The following is a 24,243-nucleotide window of genomic DNA, read 5'->3' as shown; positions in this document are numbered from 1 at the left end:
CGGGGCGGCAAACGGCCGTGGGGGCGGCGCGTCTGAGCCCGGCGGCCGGCACGGCCATGACGGGGCGTCAGCGCTGCGGTCGCCCGGGTATCCGGAAGACCAGATCGCACGGCTCCTCGAACCACGCGGCCCCGCCGTCCAGCCTGATGCCCGTGAGCGCGGAGGCCATCGCCAGCGCCCTGGCCATCCAGCCGGACGGATGCCCGTCGCCGAAGCGGTGGAGCCACGCCTCCTCGGGGGCGCCCTCCACCGGGTCGCGCATCACCTCGTCCCCCGGGCACACCTCGCCGTCCCGGAACACCTCGGGGTAGATGAACGCGTTCGGGTGGTCGAAGACCGAGACGGCCACCGTGCCGCGCGACAGGGCCCGCAGCACGCCCCCGTCGAGGAGTTCGATGCCCGCGTCGAGCACATCCGCCGCGTCCCGGCCCGCCACGAAGGCCACGCACAGCCCCCCGTGCCCGTCGTCGCTCTGCGGGTCGAAGGAGGCGATCAGCGCATCGGCCGCCTCCTGCGCGGCCCTCTCCTCCGGCGTCGGCTCCACGGCCCCGGGGAGGCCCGCCACCAGGTCGGCGAGCGGTGTCGGCCAGGCGATCCGGCCGGGGCTGCGCCCGTCGGCGCTGCGACGCCACGGGTCGGCACCGGCCGCGATGAGCGCCGACGCCTTCTCCCGGTCCCAGCTGCGCACCGCGTACCACAGGGGTGTGCGGTCCGCCCAGTCCGGCCGGTCCACGTCCTTGACGACGGCGAGCAGTTCGGCGAGCGACTCCGCGCTGCCCACGTCGGCGGCGAGGTGCAGCGGTGTCGTCTGGCCGCTCGGGTCGCGGTCGGGGTCGGCGCCGGCCGCGAGGGCGGCCCGGATGTCCTGCGGGTCGGCCCAGTCGCCGATGTTGTTCCCGTGCATGCGCCTCATCTGACATCCGCCACCGACAACCCCGCCGAAGAAGCACCGGCCGGCGCTTCAGTCGGGCGGCGGCCCGTAGCCGCCGCCTCCCGGAGTGTGGACGACGAGCACGTCCCCCGCCCCGACCTCGGCCGCGTCGCAGCCGCCGAGCCGGTCCACCGAGCCGTCGGCGCGCTCGATCAGGTTCGCGCCGCACGCGCCCGGTTCGCCGCCCGCCATGCCGTACGGAGGCACCCGCCGATGGCCGGTCAGCAGCGCCACGGTCATCGGCTCCAGGAAGCGGATGCGCCGGGTGACGCCGTGGCCGCCGCGCCAGCGGCCACGGCCGCCGCTGCCGCGCCGCACTTCAAAGGCGTCCACGCGCACCGGGTAGCGCCACTCCAGGACCTCGGGGTCCGTCAGCCGGGAGTTGGTCATATGGGTCTGCACGGCGTCCGTGCCGTCGAAGCCGTCCCCGGCGCCCGAGCCGCTGGCGACGGTCTCGTAGTACTGCACACGGTCGTTGCCGAACGTCACGTTGTTCATCGTGCCGGAGCCCTCGGCCTGCACGCCCAGCGCCGCGTACAGCGCGCCGGTGACGGCCTGTGAGGTCTCCACGTTGCCCGCGACCGTCGCGGCCGGGTGGGCGGGCGCGAGCATCGAACCCTCGGGGATGCGGACTTCCAGGGGCTTGAGGCAGCCGCTGTTGAGCGGGATGTCCTCGGCCACCAGCGTCCGGAAGACGTAGAGCACCGCCGCCATCACCACCGAGCTCGGCGCGTTGGCGTTGCCCGGCTGCTGCGGTGAGGTGCCGGTGAAGTCCAGCACGGCCCCGCGCGCCGCGCGGTCCACCCGCAGGGCCACCTCGATGACCGCGCCGCTGTCCGTCTCGTAGCGGTACGAGCCGTCCTTCAGACGCCCGACGATGCGGCGCACGGACTCCTCGGCGTTGTCCTGCACGTGTCCCATGTAGGCGTGCACGACGTCCAGACCGAACTGCCCGATCATCCGGCGCAGTTCATGGATGCCCTTCTCGTTGGCGGCGATCTGGGCCCGCAGATCGGCGAGGTTGGCGTCGGGGGCGCGCGAGGGATACGGCCCGGAGGTCAGCAGTTCGCGGGTCTCGCGCTCGCGCAGCCGGCCGTCCCGCACCAGCAGCCAGTTGTCGAACAGCACGCCCTCCTCCTCGATCCGGCGGCTGAAGGCGGGCATCGAGCCGGGGGTGACGCCGCCGATCTCGGCGTGGTGGCCGCGCGAGGCGACGAGGAACAGCAGCTCCGCCCCCTTCTCGTCGAAGACCGGGGTGACGACGGTGACGTCCGGCAGGTGGGTGCCGCCGTGGTACGGGTCGTTGATGGCGTACACATCACCAGGCCGCATCGCGTCCCCGTTGCGCCGCAGCACCTCCTTGATGGACTCGCCCATGGACCCGAGGTGCACGGGGATGTGCGGGGCGTTGGCGATCAGATTTCCCCCGGCGTCGAAGAGGGCGCAGGAGAAGTCCAGCCGCTCCTTGATGTTCACGGAGTGGGCGGTGTTCTCCAGGCGCAGGCCCATCTGCTCGGCGATCGCCATGAAGAGGCTGTTGAACACCTCCAGCATCACCGGGTCCACCTCGGTGCCCACCGCCACGGTGCGCGGCCGCGGCCGCACCCGGGTGAGCAGCAGATGGCCGAGCTCGCCGACGGCCGCCCGCCATCCGGGGTCGACGACAGTGGTGGCGTCCGCCTCGGCGATGACCGCCGGACCGGTGACGGCGTCCCCGGGGCGCAGCTCGGCGCGCTCGTACAGCAGGGTGTCCCGCCACGCGCCCTCGGTGAACATCCGCACCGTCGCGGCCGGGCGCGCCCCGCCCACGCGCGCCGGCCGCCCGTCCGCGTATCCGCCCGCGGGGGCCGTGGGACCGGCCGCGCCGACGGCCTCGACCGACACCGCCTCGGCGACGAGCGGCTTGTCCATGGTGAAGGCGTAGCGCGCGCGATGGGCCCGTACGAACTCCCCGGCCATCGCCTCGGCGGTGTCCAGGGGGACGGAGATGGTGGAGTCGGTGCCCGCGTACCGCAGATGGACCCGGGCCGAGGTGGTCACGGTCTCCTCGGGGACGCCGTCCGCGCGCAGCTCGGCGCGCGTCCGCTTCTCCAGTCGCGCGCAGGTCTCGCGCACCCGCGCCAGGCCGGTCTCGCCGAGCTCCGTCTCGACGGCCTGTTCGCGCATGGCGGTGGCGTCGGCCACGCCGATGCCGTACGCGGAGAGCACACCCGCGAGCGGCGGCACGATCACGGTGCCCACACCGAGGGCGTCGGCGACCGCGCACGCGTGCTGGCCGCCCGCGCCGCCGAAGCTGGTGAGCGCGTAGCGGGTGATGTCGTGGCCGCGCTGCACGGAGATCTTCTTGACCGCGTTGGCCATATTGAGCACCGCGATGTCCAGGAAACCGGCCGCCACCTCCTCCGGCCCGCGCCGGTCGCCCGTCGCCTCCGCGATCCGGCCGGCGAGCGCGGCGAAGCGGGCGCGCACCGTGTCGGCATCCAGGGGCTGGTCGCCTTCGGGGCCGAAGACCGCCGGGAAGTGGCCGGGCTGGACACGGCCCAGCATCACGTTCGCGTCGGTCACGGTCAGCGGGCCGCCGCGCCGGTAGCAGGCCGGGCCGGGGACGGCCCCGGCGGAGTCGGGCCCCACGCGGTAGCGCCGCCCGTCGAAGTGGAGCACCGAGCCGCCGCCCGCCGCGACGGTGTGGATGTTCATCATCGGGGCGCGCATCCGCACCCCCGCCACCTCGGTGCCGAAGACGCGCTCGAACTCGCCCGCGTAGTGGGACACATCGGTCGAGGTGCCGCCCATGTCGAAGCCGATGACCCGGTCGTGGCCCGCCTCGCCGGAGGCGCGCACCATGCCGACCACCCCGCCCGCGGGCCCGGACAGCACCGCGTCCTTGCCCCGGAAGTGCGAGGCCTCGCGCAAGCCTCCGTTGGACTGCATGAACATCAGCCGGATGCCGCGCAGCTCGGCCGCCACGTCCTCGACATAGCGGCGCAGGATCGGGGAGAGATACGCGTCGACGACGGTTGTATCGCCGCGGGGCACCAGTTTCATCAGCGGGCTCACCTCATGTGAGCAGCTGACCTGGGTGAAACCCAGCCCGCGGGCCACCGCCCCGACGGCCTGCTCGTGCGCGGGGTGGCGGTAGCCGTGCAGCAGCACGACGGCGGCGCTGCGGAAGCCGTCCCGGTACGCGGCGCGCAGCGCGTGCGCGGTGGCGTCCAGGTCCGGCTCGCGGACCACGCCCCCGTGGGCGTCCACCCGCTCGCGCACCTCGACGACCCGGTCGTACAGCGCCTCGGGCAGCAGGATGCGGCGGTCGAACAGGCGCGGGCGGTTCTGATACGCGATGCGCAGGGCGTCCCGGAAGCCTTCGGTGACGACCAGGACGGTCGGCTCGCCCGTGCGCTCCAGCAGGGCGTTGGTGGCGACGGTGGTGCCCATCTTGACGACGGCGATCCGGTCGGCCGGGACGGGCTCGTCGGGGGCAAGGCCGAGCGTCAGCCGGATACCGGCGACGGCCGCGTCCCGGTATCGCTCGGGGTGGTGCGAGAGCAGCTTACGGGCCACCAGACGGCCGTCGGGGCGCTTGCCCACGATGTCCGTGAAGGTCCCGCCACGGTCGATCCAGAACTCCCAGCGTCCTGTCGTCACCCCGCCATTGTCGCCCCATTTGTCCAAACGGCCCGGTCGGCGTGGACGGCCCGGTCGGCGTGGCCGGCCCGGTCGGCGTGGCCGGCCCGGTCGGCGTGGCGGGGCTGGTCGACGTGGCCGGTCTGGTGGGCCCCGTGGGCCGTCCGGTCGCGGACGATCGCCGCGAGGGCGGCGCGGGTCTCCCGGAGGTCCCGGGCGTCGAGCTGGTGGCCGGTGCCCTGTACGGCGTGGCGGCACTCGATCGCCGCCAGCTTGAGCAGGTCGGGCAGCAGGTCGGTGCAGCGGTCGGCGACCCAGCGGGTGCCGCGTGTCGCCATCCACCAGGCGCCGGAGAGAAGCGAGGGCGGCGGGCCGTCGAGCGCTTCGGCGGGCGGGGGGCCGGTGGCCAGCCCGCGTGCGGTGAGGGCCGCGTGGAACTCCCGCGCCAGCAACCGGTGTCCGAGCTCGCTCGGATGCAGCCGGTCCACGCTCCACGCCGCCCGCTCGGCGACCCAGGCGTGCTCCGCGAGGTGTATGTGCACGGCCTCGTACCGCCGGGACAGCGTGTGCACGACGGTGTTCACGGCGCGCATCCGGCGGGCCAGGGGCCGGGCGAGGGGCGCCGGCAGCCCCAGCATCCGGCCGGGGTCGGGGAGACACGCGGTGAGCACCACGGCCCCCTCGGCGCGCAGCGTGCCGATGACCGTGTCGAGCGCCTCGGCGACCCGCCGGATGTCGAAGGCGGCCCGGAGGGTGTCGTTCGCGCCGGCCACGACCGAGGCGAGATGCGGCCGGGCGGCACGGGCCGCGGCCAGCTGCCCGTCCATGACGTCGGTGGAGAGCGCGCCGCTCCGGGAGACGTTGACGAGCTCCACGGCCCCCGCCCGGGGCGCGAGCCCGCCCGCCAGGTGCACGGCCCAGCCGCGCCACCCCCCGCCGGGCGCGGGGTCACCCATCCCCTCGGTCAGCGAATCGCCGAGCGCGGCGAAGCGCAGCACATGGGCTGAGCGGTCGGCGGGCAGGACCGGGGGCCGCGGCCGCTGGGCGGGCGGGGCGCACAGCGTGCCGTCGGGCGCGGCATCGGACTCCGCGACGACGGCCGAGGCGGCCGCAACCGACGGCCGTGGACAGCGCCCCGGTACCGGAGCGCCGGGGCCCCGTACCGCGGTCACCGCCGCCGTCCCGCGCGGCGCGACACCGCCGATGCGGCCGCGTGAGACGCGGGGCGGTCGGCGGCGGCCGAGGGTGCCCCCAGCGGTCGCCGGGGGCACCGTGGCCCGCGTGGCGGCCCCGAGAAGACCGCCCGGACAGAGGCTGTCCCGCGGACGGCCGAAAGCCGGGCGGCGCCGATGCGCCCCGCGCTCATCGCGCGGCCCCGTCGCCCGGGCCGACCGGCAGACCGTCCGCGTGCGCCCCCTGCCCCGGGGAAGCGGCGTCACCGGTACGGCCGTCACCGCCGGAGGCATCACCGCCGACGAGCGACCCACCGCACACAGGCGGCGCGTCATGGGCCGCGAGGAACGCGGCCACCGCCTTGGGCCAGCTGTAGCGCTCGGCGCGGGCGCGGGCCGTCGCGCGGCGGGTGGGCTCGGGGCGGGCGAGAACGTGTTCGACGGCGTCCGCGAACGCGGCGCCGTGGTCGGCCGCCGTCGCACCCGCGTGGCCGACAATGGCCGGGAGGGCGGACAGCTCGCTCACGACGACGGGCGTACCGCACGCCAGCGCCTCGAGCGCGGCCAGCCCGAAGGTCTCCGCCGGCCCCGGGGCGAGCACGACGTCCGCACTGGCCTGGAGCGCGGCGAGCGCGCCCCGGTCGGCGACATGGCCCAGGAACGCGGCCCTGAGCCCCTCCTCGCGGGCGCGGGCCTCGAGGCGGGGCCGCAGCGGGCCGTCGCCCGCGACCACGAGCGCCGCGCCGACGCCCCGCCGGCCCAGCTCGGCGAGCGCGTCGAGCGCGCGGCCGGGCCGCTTCTCGGGCGACAGGCGCGAGCACATCACCAGGAGCACCGCGGCCCCGTCCCGGTGCCGGTCGCGCAGCGCCGGGTCGCGGTGGGCCGGGCGGAAGTGGTCCAGGTCGACGCCCAGGGGGGCGCGTACGACATTGCGCGCGCCGATCCGTACAAACTCGCGCGCCGCCCACTCCGTGGTGCAGACGATGCGCGAATACGCCCGGGCGGTGCGCCGGTTCAGCCCGTCGGCGGCGCGTCGGGCGGCGGCCTCGGGGACGCCCCAGGTGCGCAGCACGCCGTCGGCGCTCTCGTGGGAGACCATCACGGAGGGCACACGGGCCCGGCGGGCCCACTCCCCCGTCCACCTCAGGGTGGTCCGGTCGGACACCTCGAGCCGGTCGGGCGCGAGCCCGTCCAGCAGCCGGGCCAGGCGTCGGCGGTCGGTCAGCACGCGGTAGCCGCCGGTGCCGGGCACCTGGGGCCCCGGGACGGTGATCACCCTCCCTTGGGGGGTGAGCTCGTCCGAGGCGTGTGCGCCGGGCACGACCAGGACCGGTTCGTGCCCGGCCGCACGGTAGCCGGCGCCGAGCTCGCGCAGCGCGGTGCGCAGCCCGCCCGAGGAGGGGGTGACGAAGTTGGCGAGCCTGACGATCCGCAGGGGGGCGCGTATGTCGTCGGGGGTGTGGTCGGAGGCGCCCGCGCGCCGCTGGGGCGCGCTCATGCGGCGGCCACCGCCGTACGGGCCCCGAGCACCTCGGTGTAGTGCTCGATCAGCTGGTCGCCGACCGCCTCCCAGGTGCGGCCCTGGACCGCTTCGCGCCCCGCGCGGCCGAGCGCCGAGCGCCGCCGCGGGTCGGCCGCGAGGAGGGAGACGGCGTCGGCGATCGCGGTCCCGTCATGGGGCGGCACCAGCAGGCCGGTGCGGCCGTGGTCGACCAGGTCGAGCGGGCCGCCGGCCGCGGGGGCGATCACGGCTACGCCGCCGGCCTGGGCCTCCTGCACCGTCTGGCAGAAGGTCTCCTGCGGGCCGGTGTGCGCGAAGACGTCCAGGGAGGCGAAGATCCGGGCGAGGTCGTTGCCGGTGCGGCGCCCCAGGAAGCGGGCGCCGGGCAGCGCGGCGCGCAGCCCTGGCTCGCTGGGGCCGTCGCCGACGATGACCACCCGGACGCCGGGGAGCGCGCAGACGGGGGCCAGGAGCTCGACGTTCTTCTCGGGCGCGAGCCGGCCGACATAGCCGACGATCAGCTCGCCGCCGGGGGCGAGGGCGCGGCGCAGCTCGGTGTCGCGGCGCTCGGGGGTGAAGCGTTCGGTGTCGACGCCGCGCGCCCACAGCCGCACCCGCGGCACACCGTGCTCGTCGAGGTCGCGGGCGGCCGCGGTGGACGGCGCGAGGGTGCGGTCGGCCGCGGTGTGCACGGCGCGTATCCGGCGCCAGGCGGCGTTCTCGCCCGCGCCGAAGTACGTACGGGCGTAGCCGCCCAGGTCGGTCTGGTAGACGGCGACGGCGGGGATGCGCAGCCGCAGCGCGGCGGTCATGCCGCGGGCGCCGAGGACGAAGGGGCTGGCGAGGTGGACGACGTCGGCGCGGTGGGCGGTCAGGGCGGCGGCGAGCCGTCGGCTGGGGAGGGCGACGCGCACCTGCGGGTAGCCGGGGAGGGGCAGGGACGCGATGCGCAGGACGGGGTAGGGGCGGGAGGCGTCGGGGTCCGCCGGGCCGTCGTGCGGTACGGCGGGCGCGATGACGAGCGGATGGTGGCCGCGGCGGTGCAGATGCCGGGCGGTCTGCAGGGCGCAGTGAGCGACGCCGTTGACGTCGGGCGGGAAGGATTCGGTGACGATGGCGACACGCATACCCGTGTTGTCGGCGTACGAAGGGTGGCCCCGGCATCGTGAAGCTTTCGGGACGTGGAACGTCCCATGAGCGTTAGTCCTCGGGGCCGATGCGGCTGCGGACCGCCGTCTGGACCTCCGCCTCCTCCGCCGGGTCGGCGGCGAGTCTGCGGAGCTGATCGACGACGCGGGCGTCCGCGGTGGTGGCGTGCCGGGCGGCCAGTTCGCGGGTGCTCTCCTCGCAGTCCCAGAGGCATTCGACCGCGAAGCCCGCACCGAAGGACGGGTCGGTGGCGGCCAGGGCGCGCGCCGCGCGGCCGCGGAGGTGGGAGGAGGCGGTCTCGCGGTAGACATGGCGCAGCACGGGGGCCGCGCAGGCGATCCTCAGCCTCCCCGCGCCGTCGACGAGGGTCCACAGCGCCTGGGCGTCGGGGCCTTCGGTCCGGACCGTGGAGCGCAGGGCGGAGAGTACGAGGGGCGCGTCGTACTGGCCGCCCCGGGAGGCGAGCATGGCGGCGGCCGCGGCGCCGAGGGCGTCGGGGCGCTGGGCCCAGAGCCGGGCCCGGTCGAGGGCGACGATGCTGCGCATCCGCTCGAAGGCGGCGAGGGCTGACTGGGAGACCAGCTCGGAGGCGGAGGGGTCGGTGGCGGCGGCTTCGATCAGGTCGAGCACCTCGGGGTCGCCGGTCTCGGCGAGGTGCCGCAGCGCCGCGGCGCGGGCCGCGTCGGGCGCGGCTTCGGCGGCGGCGAGGAGTTCGGGCCGGTCCTCGGGGCCGGCGACGGCGGCCAGGCAGCGGGCCGCGGCCTCGGGGCGGCGGGCGCCGGGCCTCAGGTCGTCCTCCTGCTGGGCCCACAGGAGCACGTCATGGACGCTCCAGCCGGGGCGCGGGCCCATGGGGCGCAGCTGGCGCTGCCAGCGGTCGAAGGAGCCCTGTTCCTGGGCGGCGCGCACCCGGGTCCCGTGCCGGGGGTCGTCGGCCCACAGCCGCCACGGCCGGGGTTCATAGGCGCCGCGCACGGCGGCGGCGAGTTCGGCGTCCCCTTCGGAGGTCTCGGGGTATCTGGCGAGGACGGCGGGGGCGAGGGCGCGCAACTCGGTGTCCTCGTCGCGCAGGGCCAGCTCGTCCAGCGCCCACTGCCAGTTGCCGCCGGTCGCGGCGTAGCGGCGGAGCAGACGGAGGGCGTCCTCGCGGCCGTACGAGGCGAGGTGGCCGAGGACGGCGAGGGCGAGGCCGGTGCGCTCCTCGGCGGTGTCGATGAGGTCGTCGGGGTCGAAGAGGTGCTGTTCGATCTCGTCGAGCCCGGCGTCGAGGTCGAGGCAGAGTCGGGCGTAGTACAAGGAGCGGTTCTCGACCTGCCAGTCGCGCCGGGGGTCGCGCAGCACACAGTGGTGCAGTGCCGCGAGCGCCTCGGCCCGCGGCGCCGCGAGGGCGTGCAGGGTCCCGTCGCCGCGGCCTCTCTGGAGGAGGCCGAGCAGGGTGCCGCTGGGCGCTATGTCTGGATCGAACATGAGGTCAGCATCCGGTGCGGGGGGTTCGCTGGCAACGGGATTTCCGTCGTCCGGCATTCTTGCCGGTGTCCGGGCGTGATATGCGCGATGAACGTGGATCAACGCCTTGGACCATGAGATCCCGAGCGCCGCAGCCTACCCGGAACAGTTCGCTCCGGGTAACCGTGCCGACTTGGCCAGGACGGCCACTGGCATATGCCAAAAGCACCACCGTATCGGGTATTGCCAAACCGCTTACGCAACGTCGCCGCCTGTGCAAGAGTCGTTACCGGTCCTTCCCTCACGACCCGGCCACGCCGTGCCCTTATCGGAGAACGTCATGCCGTCCCCCCGCTCCGCGGACCATTCCGCAGCCCAGCCCCCCCAGCCGCCCAGGGACACGGTCGACGCGCTCATCTCACAGACCCGCCGGCTGCGCGGCGGCGTCGACGCCGTCCGCCGGGACACCACGGCGGACATCGACCACGCGGACGACCCCCAGCTGCGCTGGCAGCGGGCGCTGTGCGACCTCGCGGTCCACCATCTGGACGACCTGGGCCGGAATCTGGACCAGCTGCGCGAGGGGCTGCCCGCCGACCCGGCCGAGGCCGAAGCGCCCTCGGAGACGGAGACGGAGACAACGGAGGCAACGGGGACAGGGCGATGGCCCGGCACCGGTTACGCCGCCGAGCCGCCCCCGCCACCGGGCTCCGCCTACGCCACATCCGCGCGGGAGGCCGGGCCCGGGGAGCACGGCTCGCTGGTGAGCCGCGTCGGCAGCGCCGAGTGGAACCTCCTCACCGACGCCGTGACCTGGTCCGACGAGCTGTACCAGATCTTCGGCCGGGCCCGTGAGGAGGGCGGGCTGACCCTGGACGAGCTGCCCTCCTGGGTGTTCTCCGAGGACCAGCCGACCCTGACCGCGCTGGTCACCGACTGTCTCGTCGACGGCAAGCCGATCGACGGGGAATTCCGCGTCGTGCGCGCCGACGGCGTGGTGCGCACCGTCCATATGTCGGGCGAGCCCGTGCTCGACGACGACGGCAGCACGGCGTCCATGTGGGCCGTGCTGCGGGACGTCAGCGAGCTGCGGCGCAGTGAGCGCGCGGTGCGCGAGACCCGTGACTCGCTGCGGCAGCAGCGGCATATCGCGCAGACCGAGCGCCGGGTCGCGGTCGAGCTGCAGCAGGCCGTGCTGCCCGTGTGGCGCGGCTCCCCGCGGCCGGCCCCGGGAGGCGCCGCCGCCCTGGACCTCGCCGCCCACTACTTCCCCGCCTCGACCAGCGCACAGATCGGCGGCGACTGGTACGACGCGCTGGAGCTGCCCGACGGCCGGACCCTGCTCAGCGTCGGCGATCTCACCGGCCACGGCGTGGCGGCCACGTCCGGTGTGGCGATGCTGCTCGGCGCGGTGCGCGGGATGGCGGTGGCCGGGGTGGAGCCGGGCGCCTTGATGGGCTGGCTCAACCAACTGCTCGACGCCTCCGCCCAGCCCGCCCTGGGCAGCGCCGTATGCGGCCGGTACGACCCCGTCACCCGCACCCTGGTGTGGGCTCAGGCCGCGCACCCCGCCCCGCTGCTCTTCCGCAACGGGACGGGGCGCGCCCTGCGGCCACCGGAGGGCGTACTGCTCGGCGCCACGCCGGGCGCGGCGTACACCCAGCACGGCGCTCGGCTCGAGCCCGGCGATCTGCTGGTGCTGCACACCGGAGGACTCTGGCCGTTCGGCGCGGACGCCGACGGTGATGCGGGGGCCGAGCGGCTGCTCGGGCTGGCACCGCGGTTCGCCACCGCGCGCAGCGCACAGGAGTGCGTACGGGCCGTGGTGGAGGCTTTCGACGACGAGCGGCGCGAGGACGACGCGTGCGTGCTGGTCGCGCGGGTCACCTCATAGCGCGTCAGCCCATCACACCACGGCCGTCTTTCCGGTTTCCCTCGTCGCCCCGTCGCCCGGTGTCTTCGGGGCCGAACCCCTGGGCCCCAGCCCTCTCGGCGCCCGGTGCTCGATCTCCTCGCGCAGTCTCTGGATGTCGGGGCTGGTGGAGTACCGGCCGGTGAGCCGGTACATCTCGCGCAGCCGGTCCCAGGTGCGGTGGGAGGAGTTGTGCTCGATGGTCAGCAGCGCCAGCCGCGCGTACTTGTCGGCCTGCTCCGGATCGTCGCCGATGAAGCACGCCGAGGCCATGGAGATGTGGTCGAAGATCTGCGACCGGTCGCGGCCCTCCTCCCGCATCCGCAGCCCCTCCTTGGCATGCTGCTGGGCGATCGCCGCGGCACCGGGCTCATGCTCCGCGAGCGTGCGGTAGACCAGCCCCTCCATGCCGTGCAGATCCGCCTCGTTGAACAGCTGCATCCAACTCGGCGGCGGCACATCCCCCTTGTCCGAGACGAACAGCTCCTCCGCCTGGCCCAGGGTGCGGCGCACCGCCTGGCCGTGGCCCATCGACGCCTGCGCCCAGGCCTCGATGGTGCAGAACATGGCGCGGGTGCGGGGCAGTGTCTCCTCGCCCGCCCCGGACTTGGCGAGTTTCATCAGATCGAGTGCGTCGTCCGGCCGGCCCAGGTGGACCATCTGCCGGGCTGCACGGGACAGCGCCTCGCTCGCCCGGGGGCGGTCGCCGCCCTCGCGGGCCGCGTGCGCGGCGATGACGAAGTACTTCTGAGCGGTGGGCTCCAGGCCCACGTCATGGGACATCCAGCCGGCGAGCACGGCCAGGTTGGCCGCGACGCCCCACAACCGGCGCTGCAGCGCCGGGGGGTGGCGATAGGCGAGCATCCCGCCCACCTCGTTGAGCTGGCCCACCACGGCCTTGCGCTGCAGCCCCCCACCGCGGGCGGCGTCCCAGGCGCGGAAGACGTCGACCGAGTGTTCCAGCGCGTCGATCTCCTGGGAGCCCACGGGGGCCGCCTCGTAGCGGTCGAAGCCGGCGAAGTCCGCGGACAGCGGATCGTCGGTCCGGGGGGCGTCGGTGGCCAGCGTCGGGTCACTGTGCAGCCAGTCGTGCATGGCACCGGTGATGGCTGATCCTGCGGCGAGCGCGGCGCCCGCACCCACCAAGCCGCGTCGGTTGAACATAAGGTCCATTCCCGTGAATTCGGTGAGGACCGCGGCCGTGGACTCGGGCGCCCAGAGCAGCCCGTCCGCGGACTGCCCCTTCCCCGCGCGCCCCTGCCGTGCGAACCCGAGGTCCTCGATGGTCACGACTCGACCGAGGCGCTCGGTGAACAGGGCGGCCAAAACCTTGGGCACGGGATCGCGCGGCATCTCGCCGGTGTCGATCCAACGCCGCACCCGCGAGGTGTCGGTCGCCAGCTGCGGATGGCCCATGGCCGCCGCCTTCCGGTTCACGAGCCTCGCGAGTTCCCCCTTGGACCAGCCGGCGAGGCCGAACAGGTCCGCGAGACGGGTGTTGGGTTCCCTCGTCACGTCAAGCCCCCAGGTTCTCGGCTGACTTGACAGTAACCGTCCTGTCACGGCCCGTGCGACTATTCGCCAGGGTTCGCCAGGGTCCGCCAGATGGTGTGCCACCCGCGGGCGGGTGTGGTGTAGGACCGCGCCACCCGGCCCGGCGGACCGCATTCCCCAGGGTGCGGCCTCACCCGGGGCCGGGAGGCGCGCGACTCGTCGGAACACGAAGGGATCTGTATTGTCCATGTACGCAGCATCGTCCTCCGTGTCCGCCCCGCCCCGGCCCTACCGTCGGCAGCCACCCGGCGCCGGGCCGTTCCTGGATCCCGCCCCCGGCGGGCGAGCGAGGCGGGCCCCGGGCCCCGGCCCGCTGAGCGGGAGACTCGACATGTCCGGCCCGCAAGGAGCGCAGCTGCGCACGGCGATCGCGTCGGTCCACCGCATCTGTCCGGAGTTCAACCCCGTCCAGGTGCTCCGGCGCAGCGGGCGGTCCGTGCTCCTGGTCGGCACCACCGGCCGCAGCACCGCGGTCGCCAAGTGCCTGCTGGACCACTCCCCGGCCTGGGCCGAGCGGTTCCGGCGGGAAATAGCGATGTACCGGGCGTTCGTACGCCACCGCCCGCCGGTCCGGGTGCCCCGGCTGATCGCGGCGGATCCGGACAACTGCACCCTGGTCATCGAGCGGATGCCCGGGCGGGTGGCGGCGTCCCAGCGCCATCCCTCCGAGCCGCCGCCGCGCGCCGACGTGCGGGCCGCGCTGGGCGCCATCTGCCGGATCAATCTGTGGCGGCCGCCCGCCGATCTGTTCGACGCGCCGATCGACTACGCCGCCCGGCTGGCGCGCTACCACGAGCTCGGGCTGCTCACCGACCGGGACATGGGCGATCTGCGGAAGCTGCTGCGCGGCCTCGCGCACACCTCCGCCCGCCAGAGCCAGTTCTGCCACGGCGACGCGTTACTGAACAACATCCTGCTCTCGCCCGCCGGGGCGGCTCTCATCGACTGGGACCACGCGGGCTGGTATCTGCCCGGGTACGACCTGGCCACGCTGTGGACCGCGCTCGGGGACGCCCCGGGGCCGCGGCGCCAGATCAGCCAGCTGGCGCAGGCGGCGGGGCCCGACGCGCGGGACGCCTTCCTGGTGAATCTGATGCTCGTACTGACGCGGGAGATCCGCCAGTACGAAACCGCCGTGCAGCGCACCATGCACGACCCCGCCCCCTTGGCTCCGGGCGCGGTCGGGGCCGGTGAGGAGCAGCGTCTGCTGCTGCGCCGCCTGCACGACGACTGCTCCCTCGCGCGGCGTGCCGTGCGGGCCGCGGTCGGAACCCGTTGAGCCGCGGGGCGCGTCATCGGTCTGGACCAGTGACGCGCCGCAGGCCCGCACGCCCATGCCGGGCGGGGACACTCCCAGCGGTAGCCGGGGGCGCCTCGGCATGGGCGTTGACGTGCGAACACCCAAGCGGTCGAACATGATTGACGGATCGCCCGGCAGCGGATACCTCTAGGTGGGCTCGGCCCGCACGCATGACCAGCGCACGCTCGGCCCGCCTTGGAGGAGGCTGTAATGCGAGGATCCGCACAGGACAGCGCGCACGACCCGAACAGACCGGCGCCCGGCCCCACGCGACGGACCGCCCTGCGGACGGCCGGCGCCGCCGCGTCGGCCGCCTTTCTGCTCCCCCTCGCGGCCCAGGCCCCGGCCGCCCTGGCCGATGAGCCCCGCTCCGGGGGCGACGCCCTGCAGCGGGCCTTCGCCGCCGCGGCGAAGGAGTACGGCGTCCCGCTGAGCGTGCTGCTGGGCGTGTCATACCTGCAGTCGCGCTGGGACGGCCACGGCGGCGCGCCCAGCGTCACCGGCGGCTACGGCCCCATGCACCTCACCGACGCGACCACCGCCCTGACCCGCACCCCGCACCACAGCCACGGCGCGGAGGACGCGCGCGGCGACCTGGCGCGCGCCCGTCGGGTGCCCGACACCGAGGTGCCCGAGCCGCGGCAGTTGCCCGCGCGGCTGCGGACGCTGGAGCGGGCCGCCGAGCTGACCGGGCTGTCCGCCGAGGCGCTGCGCTCCGACGAGGCGGCCAATGTGCGCGGTGGCGCGGCCCTGCTGGCCGCCGAGCAGAAGAAGCTGGGGCTGGAGTCGAGCGAGGACCCGGCCGACTGGTACGCGGCGGTGGCGGCCTACTCCGGCTCCGACAACGCCACGGCCGCCGCTGTCTTCGCCGACGACGTCTTCGAGGTGATCCGCGACGGCGCGGCGCGCACCACGGCCTCGGGCGAGGCGGTCTCGCTCCCGGCCGCGCCCGGGGTGTCCCCCGACACCCGGCAGCTGCGGACACTGGGACTTCCGTCCGTCGCGCGGGATCCGAACGTCGACGCCCCCAAGGGCGTCTCCTGCGAGTGGATCCCGGCGCCGTACGAGCAGTTCGGCGACAACGACTACGGCAACCACGACCTGGGCAACCGCCCCGAGTCCCAGAAGATCGACTACATCGTCATCCACGACACCGAAGGCACCTGGGACGTCTGCCTCAAGCTGATCCAGGACCCCACGTATGTGTCCTGGCAGTACACCCTGCGCTCCGCCGACGGGCACATCGCCCAGCACCTGGCGCTCAAGGACGTCGGCTGGCACGCGGGCAACTGGTACGTCAACGCCAAGTCGATCGGCCTGGAGCACGAGGGGTTCCTGACCGCCCCCGACGCCTGGTACACGGAGGCGATGTACCGCGCCTCGGCCCGGCTGGTGCGCTATCTCGCGCGGAAGTACGACATCCCGCTGGACCGCCAGCACATCCTGGGCCATGACAACGTCCCCGGCACCACCACCCCGAACATCAAGGGGATGCACACCGACCCCGGCCCCTACTGGGACTGGGCGCACTACTTCACCCTCCTCGGCGCGCCCTTCCGCGCCACCGCGGGCCCGGGTGGCGGGCTCGTCACCATCCGCCCCGACTACGACACCCACCAGCCCGTGTACACCGACTGCGACACCGCCGGGCAGCCGTGCGCCCCGCACGGCTCGGGCGCGGTGCGGCTGCACACCGCGCCGAGCGCGGACGCCCCGCTGGTCAAGGACATCGGGCTGCGCCCCGGCGGGGCGGACTCCACGACCGGCGTCAACGACACCGGAGCCCGCGCGTCGACCGGCCAGCAGTTCGCGGTCGCGGAGCGCCAGGGCGACTGGACGGCCATCTGGTACCTGGGGCAGAAGGCCTGGTTCGAGAACCCCAAGCGCCGGCCGACCGCGGTGAACGGCAAGGGCCTGGTCATCACCCCGAAGGAGGGGGCGGCGGAGGTGCCGGTGTACGGCCGCGCCTACCCGGAGAAGGAGGCGTACCCGGAGGGGGTGCCGGTGCAGGCCGTCTCGCCGCTGCCGTACAAGCTGCTCGCGGGGCAGCGGTACGCGCTGGGGCTGAAGACCCAGGGCGAGTATCTGTGGGCGACCACCTTCGACCCGGCGGGCCACAAGGTGGTGCGCGGCCAGGACACGTACTACCAGATCCAGTTCGGGCACCGGGTGGCGTTCGTCCGGGCAGCCGATGTGCGGATCGAGCACTCCGACCGGTAGCCGCGGGCTCGCCCCGGGCGCGGTTCAGCCGCGTGCGGTGAAGGTGTAGGTGTGGCCGCGGAGGGCCGCGAGCGTGACCGTGTCGGCTTCGTGCCGGACGGCCACCTCGCGACCCTCCGTGGCGTCTGCCGCGCGAACAGCCGCCGGTGGTGGCGGACATGGCGTGCGACAATCACCCGATCGGGGTACGAGGTGAAGAACTCCCGTCGCCGTTCTCGTCGATGCGCCGCTGGACCTCCTCCAGCGCGCCGGGCCTGGGCTCGCGCCAGTGGTGCCGGGCCTCAGCCCTGCTGGAACATCTCCGCGGGCAGTGGCTTGAGCAGCCGGTAGAGGTCGTCGGTGATGGGCCGGTCCCAGCTGGCGATGGTGACCAGGACACCGTCGCTGCGGTCGAACTGGGAGCAGGAGATCCGGCCCTCGGAGAGCTTGATGCGGCGCACGATGAGGAGGTTGTCCTCGTGCATGACCGGGGTGTCCTCGGTGTCCACCACATGGACCGGCTCATCGTTCCCGAGGGCCGCCAGCAGCTGCGTCACCTCGAACGGCACCTGCCCTTCGGCCAGCTCGCGGGCCGGGGACCCCTCGGGCAGATTCCCGATGATCATCGCGGGGCCGCGCCCTCCGAACAGGTCGTAGCGCAGGAAGACGCCCTGGCAGCTGCCGTCGGCCGCGGGCAGCAGCCCGGCACCGAGATCGCCGGGCCAGTCCCCCGGGTCCATGGCCAGGACGTCGAAGTCCGGACCGGTGGGCGTGGCGGGGCTGCGGCGGCGGAGGAACGACATGCGGACATGGTACGTGCCCCGGCGCCGGAATCAGCCTCGGGGAGCGGCGAGGCGACGGCCCCGCACGGCGCGCCGCCGGGCCCCGCCGCGGGGCGGCCGGGCCCGGGTCAGCGTCCGGAGACCGGACGCGGGAGACGGGCGCCGATGGCGAGGTCGGCCGGGGCGCCCAGGACCTTGGCCAGCCCGGTGCGGTCGGTGCCCACCTTGCGGTACACGCCGGACAGCACCTGGGCCACCTCGCGCTCCGCCAGGCCCAGCTCATCGCCGATCCGGTCGTCGTCCCAGCCGAGGGCGGCCCGCTCTGCGGCGGCCTGCTCCTGGGAGGTGAGCGGGGAGCCGTGGTCGGCGCGCAGCTGCAGCGGGCGCAGCCCGGTGGCGGACAGCTCGTCGCGGGCCCGCACCGCGAGCGCGTCGGCCCCGCACTGCACCGCGCCCTCCAGCCCGCGGTAGAGCCGCTCCCCGGCCTCCTGCGGCAGCCCGATCCGGCGCAGGGCGGTGCCGTGGTCGACCAGGGCGACGGCCAGGTCGTAGCCGGACGGCGAGCGTTCGAGGTGGTCGACGGCCTCGGCCAGCAGCCTCAGCCGCTCCGGCCCCTGGGCCACGAGCCCGGCGGTGTGCAGCGCCCGGCCGATCATGGAGTGGGCGCCGAACTGGCGGGCGCGGCGCACCGCGTCCCGGGCCACGTCGGCGGCCTGCCGCGGCTCGGTCAGCGCCAGGGCCTGGGCCAGGTGCAGCTGCCAGGGACACCAGGCGGGGTTGCGCATACCGCGCCGGTCCATCCGGTGGCCGACCTCGGTGAGCCGCTGCCGGGCCTCGCTGTGCATGTTGCGGGCCAGCAGCAGTTCGCCGCGCACGGTCGGCACGTCCGGGCACAGCAGGGCCTGGAGGGTGTTTCCGCCGCAGGAGTGCCGGGCGGCGAACTCCTGGGCCTCCTCGACGCGGCCGCGGCTGAGCAGGGTCTCGATGAGCGTGCCGACGGCGGTCCAGTGGGCGGGCGTCTCCGGCCCGACCAGGTCGGCGATCCGCAGCCCCTCGCGGGCGAGTTCCTCGGCCTCGGCGAGCGCCCCGCGGCGGTAGCGGACATGGCCGAGGAGGGTCAGGCCGAACGCCAGGTGCGCGCCGCGCCAGCCCTTGCGCTCGCACTCCGCGACACCGTCCGCGAACAGCTCCTCGGCGCGCCCCGGCTGGTCGCAGTGGAGGAAGGTCAGGGCGACCAGGATGGGCACCTCGAAGCCCCACTCCTCGTCGGTCCAGCTCAGGCCGTCGCCCAGGGCCTCGTCGGCGTAGCGCAGGGCGGTGGCGGCCGGTTCGCCGCGGGTCATCGCGTCGAAGGCGCGCAGACCCCGCAGATAGCGCTCGGCCATGCCGTGGCCGGAGAGCCGGTCGACCAGCCGGGCCAGTCGGCGGGAGCGGGCGGGCGAGTCCTGGCCGTCGGCGCGGAACATGTTCCACATGATCTGCTCGGACTGCATCCGCAGCCGGGTGCGGGCGCTGGTGGCCCGCCCGGCCTCGGCGGCCACGACCTGCGCGGCCTCCTCCATACGGCCGCTGTGGCCGTACGCCTAGGCCAGCCGGTAGGTGACCGACTCGCGCAGCTCCGGGCCGAGCGCGGGCTCCTCCAGGGCGGCCCGCAGGTGGTTGACGGTGACTGCGGGCTCGCTGAGCTGGGCGGCGCAGCCCAGTTCGTAGAGCACGGCGGGCCGCTCCTGCAGCGAGGGCGGTTCGCGCAGCGCCCGGGCCAGGCAGCGGCGCGCGGTGTCGGGCGCGCCGGCCCGCAGGTACTCCCGGGCGGCCGCGCGCAGATGGCGCACCACCCAGGGGTCGGCCTCCGGGTGCAGCTCCAGCAGATGGCGGCCGGCGGCCCCGGAGCCGCGGCCCGCGGACAGGACCGTGGCGGCGGCGCTGCCGTGCATGGCCACGCGCAGGGCGCCGGGGATCGCTCGGTAGACGGCGGTGGCGATCAGCGGGTGGAGGAATTCGAGAGGCCGCTCCGCCGGTACCGGGCGCGGCGGGGCGAAGATACGGGCGTCGGCCAGGCGCAGGATCAGTTCCGCGGTGTCGGTGGTGGACAGGCCCGCGACCTCCGCGGCCAGGGCCGGGGTGGCCTCGCTGCCGAGGACCGCGACGGCCCAGGCGAGCCGGACGGCGGAGGTGCCGAGCCGGTTCAGCCGGTCGTTGAGGCCGCTTTCCTTGGCGGTGGAGACCAGCTCGCGCAAGTGGGCGAGGTTGACCGACTGCGGTTTCAGATCGCGCTCACGGACCTTGGCGGTGAGCTCGAGGACCTCGAAGGGGTTGCCGCCGGTGACCGCCCAGCACTCGCGGCAGAAGGACTCGTCCGCCTCCGCGCCCAGCACCTCGCGCACGATCCGGCCGACCGCGCCCGGGGTGAGCGGCGCCAGCAGCCGCGGCCGCGAGCCCTGGCGCTCGGTGAGCCCGCGCAGCGCCGCCGAGTCGGCGGACAGCTCCTCGGGGCGGTAGCCGACCGCGAGCAGCATGGGCAGATCCACGGCGCGGGGCGCGAACCGGGTGAGCCAGTCGAGGGATTCGGCGTCGGCCCAGTGGGCGTCGTCCAGGATCATGACGACCGGGGCCTGCTGGACGGCGAAGCGGGTCACCAGCCAGTCCAGGCCGTCGCGCACCCCGTGCGGGTCGGGCGAGCCGCCGTCGGCCGAGACCACCAGGCCCACGGCGGGCGCGACGATGTCGTACCAGCCGCCGAGGATCCTGCGGTGGGTCTCCTCTCCGGTCGCCGCGAGCACGGGCTGGAAGAGCTGGCGCACGACATGGAAGGCGACGCCCTGCTCCTGCTCCCCGGCGCGCGCCGAGAGCACCGTGCAGCCACGGGCGGCGGCCCGCCGCCGTACCTCGCCCAGCAGCGCGGTCTTGCCGGCGCCGCCCGGCCCGGCGAACGCGATCACCCCGCCGGCGCGCGGCCCGGCCGGGTCCTCGGCCGGATCCCCGCACAGCTCGGTCAACGCGAGATCCACGGCGCTGAGTTCGGACTCCCGCTCCAGCAGCGTCCGGCGCCCCCGGCCCTGTCGTGTCATGTTCTCCGCCACGCTCGTACCCCTTCGGCAGGTACAGCTGAGCGTAGCCCGATCGGGACGCTGCGTAGCGCCGTATGCAGGAATTTTCTGGCGGCATTGCCATTGGCACACGCCAATTCGCCATGCGCCCTATCGAAGGGAACAGCGGCCACGCCACCATGTCCGGGTGCAGCGAGGACCGTGGCGCGGAGGGGGCCGGTCCCTGGCGCCGGCGCGGTCCCGTATGTCCTGAGGGGGCGGATACGGACCATGGACAAGACAGGTTCACCACCACCGGCCAACCGGCCGGCGGCGCTCTTCGGCTTCCCACCGGCCGATCTGATCAGCCCGGACGCCGAGGCCGCGCGGCGGCACACCATTTCGTGGCTGTCGCGGTACGGCGTCTTCCAGGGGGACGGGTCGGTGGCGGAGTACGACGCGCTGCGCTTCGATCTGCTGGCGGCGCACTTCTACCCGGGCGAGACGGGCGCCGACCTGGCCCTGGGCAATGATCTGTGCGGGTGGTACTTCGTCTTCGACGACCAGTTCGACGGGGAGCTGGGATGCCGTCCCCAGGAGGTGGCGCGGCTGCTCGACGCCGTCGTCCGGGTGACGCGGGAGGAGGAAGAGCCGGCCGAGAGGGCTGCCGGGCACGGCCCCGGCGGCCCTCTCGTCGAGAGCTTCCGCGATCTGTGGCGCCGTATCCACCAGGGCAGGCCGCGGGTGTGGCGGGAACGATTCCGCCGCCACTGGACGGAGTATCTGCACTCCTACCACCGCGAGGCGCTGGGCCGCACCGGGAGCCGCCCGCGCTCGGTGGAGGCGGTGGTGGCCCTGCGCCGCCACTCGATCGGCGTGCAGCCGTGCCTGGACCTCAACGAGCGGTTCGGCGGATACACCCTCCCGGAGGCGGTGCACGGCGGCTTTCCGCTCGTGCGGATGCGGGAGGCCACCGACGATGTGGTGGTCTTCACCAATGACATCGTCTCCCTCGCCAAGGAGCTGGCCGCCGGGGACGTGCACAACAGCGTGATCGTCCAGCGGGAGCTCACCGGCGGCACCCTGGAGGAGGCGGTGGGGCACATCGCCCGCCTCGCCGACGCCCGCTACTGGTGGTTCGAGGAGACCGCCGCGCGGCTTCCCGCGCTCCTCGCCGGGGCCGGGGCTGACACCCTGCGGCACGTCGCGCACTATGTGGACGGCATGCGGCATGTGATGCGGGGCAATCTGGCCTGGTCCTACAAGACGGCCCGGTACGACGAGCGCGGCATAGCGGCGGTGAGCCGCGGGCGGCAGCGCCCGTGGGCGGGCCTCGCCGCGTGTGCGACGTCGGCGTCCTGACGGCCGGATCGTTCCGTCTCCGGGCGGGATCATCCCAGGCGGGGTCATCCCAGGCGGGATCACTCCCGGCAGGATCATTCCAGGCGGGTCAGGGCTCCGCCCGGTGGCGGCGGTGGTGCCGGGCGACGCGGGCGCGGTTGCCGCAGGACGGCTTGCACCACTCCTGGCGGGGGTGGTCCTTGACGAAGTAGCGCACACAGCGCGGGGCGGGGCAGGCCCGCAGCCGCTCGCGCTCCGGCCCGGCGAGAAACCCGATGGCGTCGCGGGCGACCGCCGCCACCAGCCGGTCGGCGTCGGTGAGGCCCGGCGGCCACGCGGCGCGGACCACGGGGGGACCGCCCTCGGGCCACTCCAGGCGCGGGGAGCCGGGCGCCCGGGCCGCCGCCGCGTTCAGCCGCGCCACGGCCAGCTCCTCGGGCAGCAGCCGGTGGGCGTCCGCGGAGCTCGGCGGGCCGGGCCGGACCGCGCGGGCGAACAGCGCGCGGACGGCGGCGCGCAGCTCGCGTACGGCGTCGAGCGCGGCCGCGTCCGCGGTGAAGTCCTCGGCGCCCAGCGCGTCCCGCAGCGGGTCGGCCAGCTCCCGCACCCAGGCGGTCAGCCCTTCGGGCGCGGTCAGATCATCCGCCACCCCGCCGTTCCCGTCGTGGCGGATGGTGACGGCGAGTGCGAGGGCGAGTCGGTCGTCGGCCATGGTGTTAATGGTAGCCTCCCGTTCCAACCATTAGCCCGTGGGGGACATATGAACGACACGCACACCGACATCGGCAAGGGCGACGACGGCGCGGCGCGGGTGGTGGCCGCCGTGCTCGCCGGACACCAGCGGCTGCGCACCCTCCTCGACGGCCTGACCGAGGCCGCGGTCCGGGAGCCGAGCGCGCTGCCCGGCTGGAGCCGCGCGCATGTGCTGGCGCACATCGGGGGCGTCGGATCGGCGCTCGCCCGGCAGGCCAGGTTCGCGATGCAGGGTGAGCTGATCGAGGTGTACGACGGGGGCCGCCCGGCCCGGGACGCCGCGATCGAGGCGGGCTCGAAGCGCTCGGCGGACGAGCTGCGGCACGCCGTGACCCAGGCCCTCGCCGAGGCGGAGGGCGCCTTCACCGCGGTGGGCCCGGGCGACTGGGAGCGGCCCGTGCGCTACCGCGACGCGGATGTGCGCGGCGTTGTGCTGTGCTGGTGGCGGGAGTTGGAGATCCACACGACGGACGCGCTGCTCGGCTACGGCCCCGGCGACTGGTCGCGCGACTTCTGCGCGCATGTGCTGGACTTCCTCGCCCCGCGCGCGCCGCTGGACACCCGACTCACCCTGGAGGCCACCGACGGACCGGAGCGGCGCGCTCACGGATCGGGCGAGCCGCTGACCGTACGGGGGCGGCTGACCGATCTCACCGCGTGGATGGCCGGACGCGCCCCCACCGGCCCGCTGGACAGCGGCCCGGCCCCGCTCCCCGAACTCCGCCCCTGGCCTTAGCCATGGCCCGGGCGGCTCATAGAGTCCACCCTCATGACCGACGTACTCAACCTCTGGAAGGCGGGCCTCGGCGAGGTGCCCGAGGACGTATGGGAGCGCACCGGGCTGCGGGTGCTGATCCTCGCGGACAACGGGCTCACCCGCCTCTCCCCGGACATCGGCCGCCTCCACCGGCTGCACACGCTCGACCTGGGGCACAACCAGCTCGCCGAAGCACCGAGTGAACTCGGCGAGCTGCGGGGCCTGACCCGGTATCTGTATCTGCACGACAACCGCCTGACCCGGCTGCCGCCCGAGCTCGGCCGGCTGAACGAGTTGGCGTATCTCAACGTCGGCGAGAACCGGATCGCCGAACTGCCGCCGGAGATCGGCCGGATGTCGGGCCTGGTGGAGCTGCGTGCACAACACAACGAGCTGGCCGGGCTGCCCGAGTCGATCGGGCGGCTCGGCCGGCTGCGGGAGCTGTGGCTGCGCGGCAATCGCCTCACCTCCCTGCCCGCCGCCTTCTCCGCACTCACCCAGCTGCGCCACCTGGAGCTGCGGGACAACGCCCTGGAGTCGGTGCCCGAGCCGCTGCGCGCGCTGCCGCTGCTGCGCCACCTCGACCTGCGGAGCAACCGGCTGCGCGGGATTCCGGACTGGATCGCGGAGCTGCCGTCCCTGGAGAAGCTCGATCTGCGCTGGAACGGGTTCGAGGAGCGAGGAGACGATCTGCGGCCCCTGCGATCACTCAGGGAAAAGGGCTGTGCCGTGCTCACCTGAGGGCCGTCTCAGCGCTGTTCGGGCGCGGGAGCTGATATGCTCTACCACTTGATGC

At 74.6% G+C, this 24,243-nt stretch carries 15 protein-coding genes and 1 pseudogene; 6 read left to right on the top strand and 10 right to left on the bottom strand.

The annotated features are described in order from the left end of the window. Positions 1-67: 67 nt before the first annotated feature. The 6 genes from ACFZDL_RS29160 to ACFZDL_RS29135 form a co-directional block, all read right to left on the bottom strand. Positions 68-904, bottom strand: coding sequence for an ankyrin repeat domain-containing protein (locus ACFZDL_RS29160; protein ID WP_353594216.1), 837 nt, complete (start codon positions 902-904; stop codon positions 68-70). Positions 905-961: 57 nt separating this feature from the next. Continuing rightward, positions 962-4,576, bottom strand: coding sequence for a hydantoinase B/oxoprolinase family protein (locus ACFZDL_RS29155; RefSeq protein ID WP_353594215.1), 3,615 nt, complete (start codon positions 4,574-4,576; stop codon positions 962-964). Further along, complete coding sequence (locus ACFZDL_RS29150) at positions 4,573-5,511, bottom strand: GDSL-type esterase/lipase family protein (RefSeq protein ID WP_391192885.1); 939 nt, start codon at positions 5,509-5,511, stop codon at positions 4,573-4,575. The genes ACFZDL_RS29155 and ACFZDL_RS29150 overlap by 4 nt, the downstream gene beginning before the upstream one ends. A gap of 406 nt (positions 5,512-5,917) precedes the next feature. Then, complete coding sequence (locus ACFZDL_RS29145; RefSeq protein WP_353594213.1) at positions 5,918-7,225, bottom strand: glycosyltransferase; 1,308 nt, start codon at positions 7,223-7,225, stop codon at positions 5,918-5,920. Next, positions 7,222-8,355, bottom strand: a complete 1,134-nt coding sequence (locus ACFZDL_RS29140; protein ID WP_353594212.1) for a glycosyltransferase family 1 protein — start codon at positions 8,353-8,355, stop codon at positions 7,222-7,224. The genes ACFZDL_RS29145 and ACFZDL_RS29140 overlap by 4 nt, the downstream gene beginning before the upstream one ends. Positions 8,356-8,428: 73 nt before the next feature. Beyond that, entirely contained in the window at positions 8,429-9,844 is a 1,416-nt protein-coding gene (locus ACFZDL_RS29135) for a HEAT repeat domain-containing protein (protein WP_353594210.1), read from the bottom strand. Positions 9,845-10,163: 319 nt separating this feature from the next. Here ACFZDL_RS29135 and ACFZDL_RS29130 point away from each other — a divergent pair, with 319 nt between their 5' ends. Then, complete coding sequence (locus ACFZDL_RS29130) at positions 10,164-11,717, top strand: SpoIIE family protein phosphatase (protein ID WP_353594209.1); 1,554 nt, start codon at positions 10,164-10,166, stop codon at positions 11,715-11,717. Between the two features lie 12 nt (positions 11,718-11,729). Here ACFZDL_RS29130 and ACFZDL_RS29125 read toward each other — a convergent pair whose 3' ends face one another. Next, entirely contained in the window at positions 11,730-13,250 is a 1,521-nt protein-coding gene (locus ACFZDL_RS29125) for a hypothetical protein (protein WP_353594208.1), read from the bottom strand. A gap of 226 nt (positions 13,251-13,476) precedes the next feature. Between ACFZDL_RS29125 and ACFZDL_RS29120 the strand changes: the two genes are divergently transcribed. Both ACFZDL_RS29120 and ACFZDL_RS29115 read left to right on the top strand, forming a co-directional pair. Further along, positions 13,477-14,568, top strand: coding sequence for an aminoglycoside phosphotransferase family protein (locus tag ACFZDL_RS29120; protein ID WP_353594207.1), 1,092 nt, complete (start codon positions 13,477-13,479; stop codon positions 14,566-14,568). Positions 14,569-14,799: 231 nt separating this feature from the next. Further along, on the top strand, positions 14,800-16,809 hold the full coding sequence (locus ACFZDL_RS29115; RefSeq protein WP_353594206.1) for an N-acetylmuramoyl-L-alanine amidase: 2,010 nt from the start codon (positions 14,800-14,802) through the stop codon (positions 16,807-16,809). A 281-nt stretch (positions 16,810-17,090) separates the two neighbouring features. Here ACFZDL_RS29115 and ACFZDL_RS29110 read toward each other — a convergent pair whose 3' ends face one another. Together ACFZDL_RS29110 and ACFZDL_RS29105 are read right to left on the bottom strand one after the other, a co-directional pair. Further along, entirely contained in the window at positions 17,091-17,591 is a 501-nt protein-coding gene (locus tag ACFZDL_RS29110; protein WP_353594205.1) for a hypothetical protein, read from the bottom strand. A gap of 107 nt (positions 17,592-17,698) precedes the next feature. Further along, positions 17,699-20,638, bottom strand: a pseudogene (locus ACFZDL_RS29105) (ATP-binding protein). A gap of 249 nt (positions 20,639-20,887) precedes the next feature. Between ACFZDL_RS29105 and ACFZDL_RS29100 the strand changes: the two are divergent. Beyond that, a complete protein-coding gene (locus ACFZDL_RS29100) occupies positions 20,888-21,958 on the top strand; it encodes an isoafricanol synthase (RefSeq protein ID WP_353594202.1) in 1,071 nt (356 codons plus the stop codon). A gap of 88 nt (positions 21,959-22,046) precedes the next feature. Here ACFZDL_RS29100 and ACFZDL_RS29095 read toward each other — a convergent pair whose 3' ends face one another. Further along, entirely contained in the window at positions 22,047-22,649 is a 603-nt protein-coding gene (locus ACFZDL_RS29095; RefSeq protein WP_353594201.1) for an ABATE domain-containing protein, read from the bottom strand. A 48-nt stretch (positions 22,650-22,697) separates the two neighbouring features. Between ACFZDL_RS29095 and ACFZDL_RS29090 the strand changes: the two genes are divergently transcribed. Both ACFZDL_RS29090 and ACFZDL_RS29085 read left to right on the top strand, forming a co-directional pair. Then, positions 22,698-23,426 (top strand): maleylpyruvate isomerase family mycothiol-dependent enzyme, encoded by a 729-nt coding sequence (locus tag ACFZDL_RS29090; RefSeq protein ID WP_353594200.1) that lies wholly within the window; start codon positions 22,698-22,700, stop codon positions 23,424-23,426. A gap of 33 nt (positions 23,427-23,459) precedes the next feature. Continuing rightward, the gene (locus ACFZDL_RS29085; RefSeq protein ID WP_353594199.1) at positions 23,460-24,188 is read left to right on the top strand and encodes a leucine-rich repeat domain-containing protein; all 729 of its coding nucleotides are present in this window, start codon (positions 23,460-23,462) and stop codon (positions 24,186-24,188) included. The last annotated feature ends 55 nt before the right edge of the window (positions 24,189-24,243 follow it).

The sequence above is a fragment of the Streptomyces sp. NPDC007917 genome, assembly GCF_042959105.1.
Lineage (GTDB): Bacteria > Actinomycetota > Actinomycetes > Streptomycetales > Streptomycetaceae > Streptomyces.
The sequence above is the reverse complement of the archived record's forward strand: the minus strand, read 5'-3'. Positions and strand labels throughout refer to the sequence as shown.

Excerpts from the sequence above, each read along its gene's own strand:
- ACFZDL_RS29095 (WP_353594201.1), bottom strand. The coding sequence starts at position 22,649 with ATGGCCGACGACCGACTCGCCCTCGCACTCGCCGTCACCATCCGCCAC.
- ACFZDL_RS29150 (WP_391192885.1), bottom strand. The coding sequence starts at position 5,511 with ATGGGTGACCCCGCGCCCGGCGGGGGGTGGCGCGGCTGGGCCGTGCAC.
- ACFZDL_RS29130 (WP_353594209.1), top strand. The coding sequence starts at position 10,164 with ATGCCGTCCCCCCGCTCCGCGGACCATTCCGCAGCCCAGCCCCCCCAG.
- ACFZDL_RS29145 (WP_353594213.1), bottom strand. The coding sequence starts at position 7,225 with ATGAGCGCGCCCCAGCGGCGCGCGGGCGCCTCCGACCACACCCCCGAC.
- ACFZDL_RS29100 (WP_353594202.1), top strand. The coding sequence starts at position 20,888 with ATGGACAAGACAGGTTCACCACCACCGGCCAACCGGCCGGCGGCGCTC.
- ACFZDL_RS29090 (WP_353594200.1), top strand. The coding sequence starts at position 22,698 with ATGAACGACACGCACACCGACATCGGCAAGGGCGACGACGGCGCGGCG.
- ACFZDL_RS29135 (WP_353594210.1), bottom strand. The coding sequence starts at position 9,844 with ATGTTCGATCCAGACATAGCGCCCAGCGGCACCCTGCTCGGCCTCCTC.
- ACFZDL_RS29160 (WP_353594216.1), bottom strand. The coding sequence starts at position 904 with ATGCACGGGAACAACATCGGCGACTGGGCCGACCCGCAGGACATCCGG.
- ACFZDL_RS29140 (WP_353594212.1), bottom strand. The coding sequence starts at position 8,355 with ATGCGTGTCGCCATCGTCACCGAATCCTTCCCGCCCGACGTCAACGGC.
- ACFZDL_RS29115 (WP_353594206.1), top strand. The coding sequence starts at position 14,800 with ATGCGAGGATCCGCACAGGACAGCGCGCACGACCCGAACAGACCGGCG.
- ACFZDL_RS29085 (WP_353594199.1), top strand. The coding sequence starts at position 23,460 with ATGACCGACGTACTCAACCTCTGGAAGGCGGGCCTCGGCGAGGTGCCC.
- ACFZDL_RS29110 (WP_353594205.1), bottom strand. The coding sequence starts at position 17,591 with ATGTCGTTCCTCCGCCGCCGCAGCCCCGCCACGCCCACCGGTCCGGAC.
- ACFZDL_RS29120 (WP_353594207.1), top strand. The coding sequence starts at position 13,477 with ATGTACGCAGCATCGTCCTCCGTGTCCGCCCCGCCCCGGCCCTACCGT.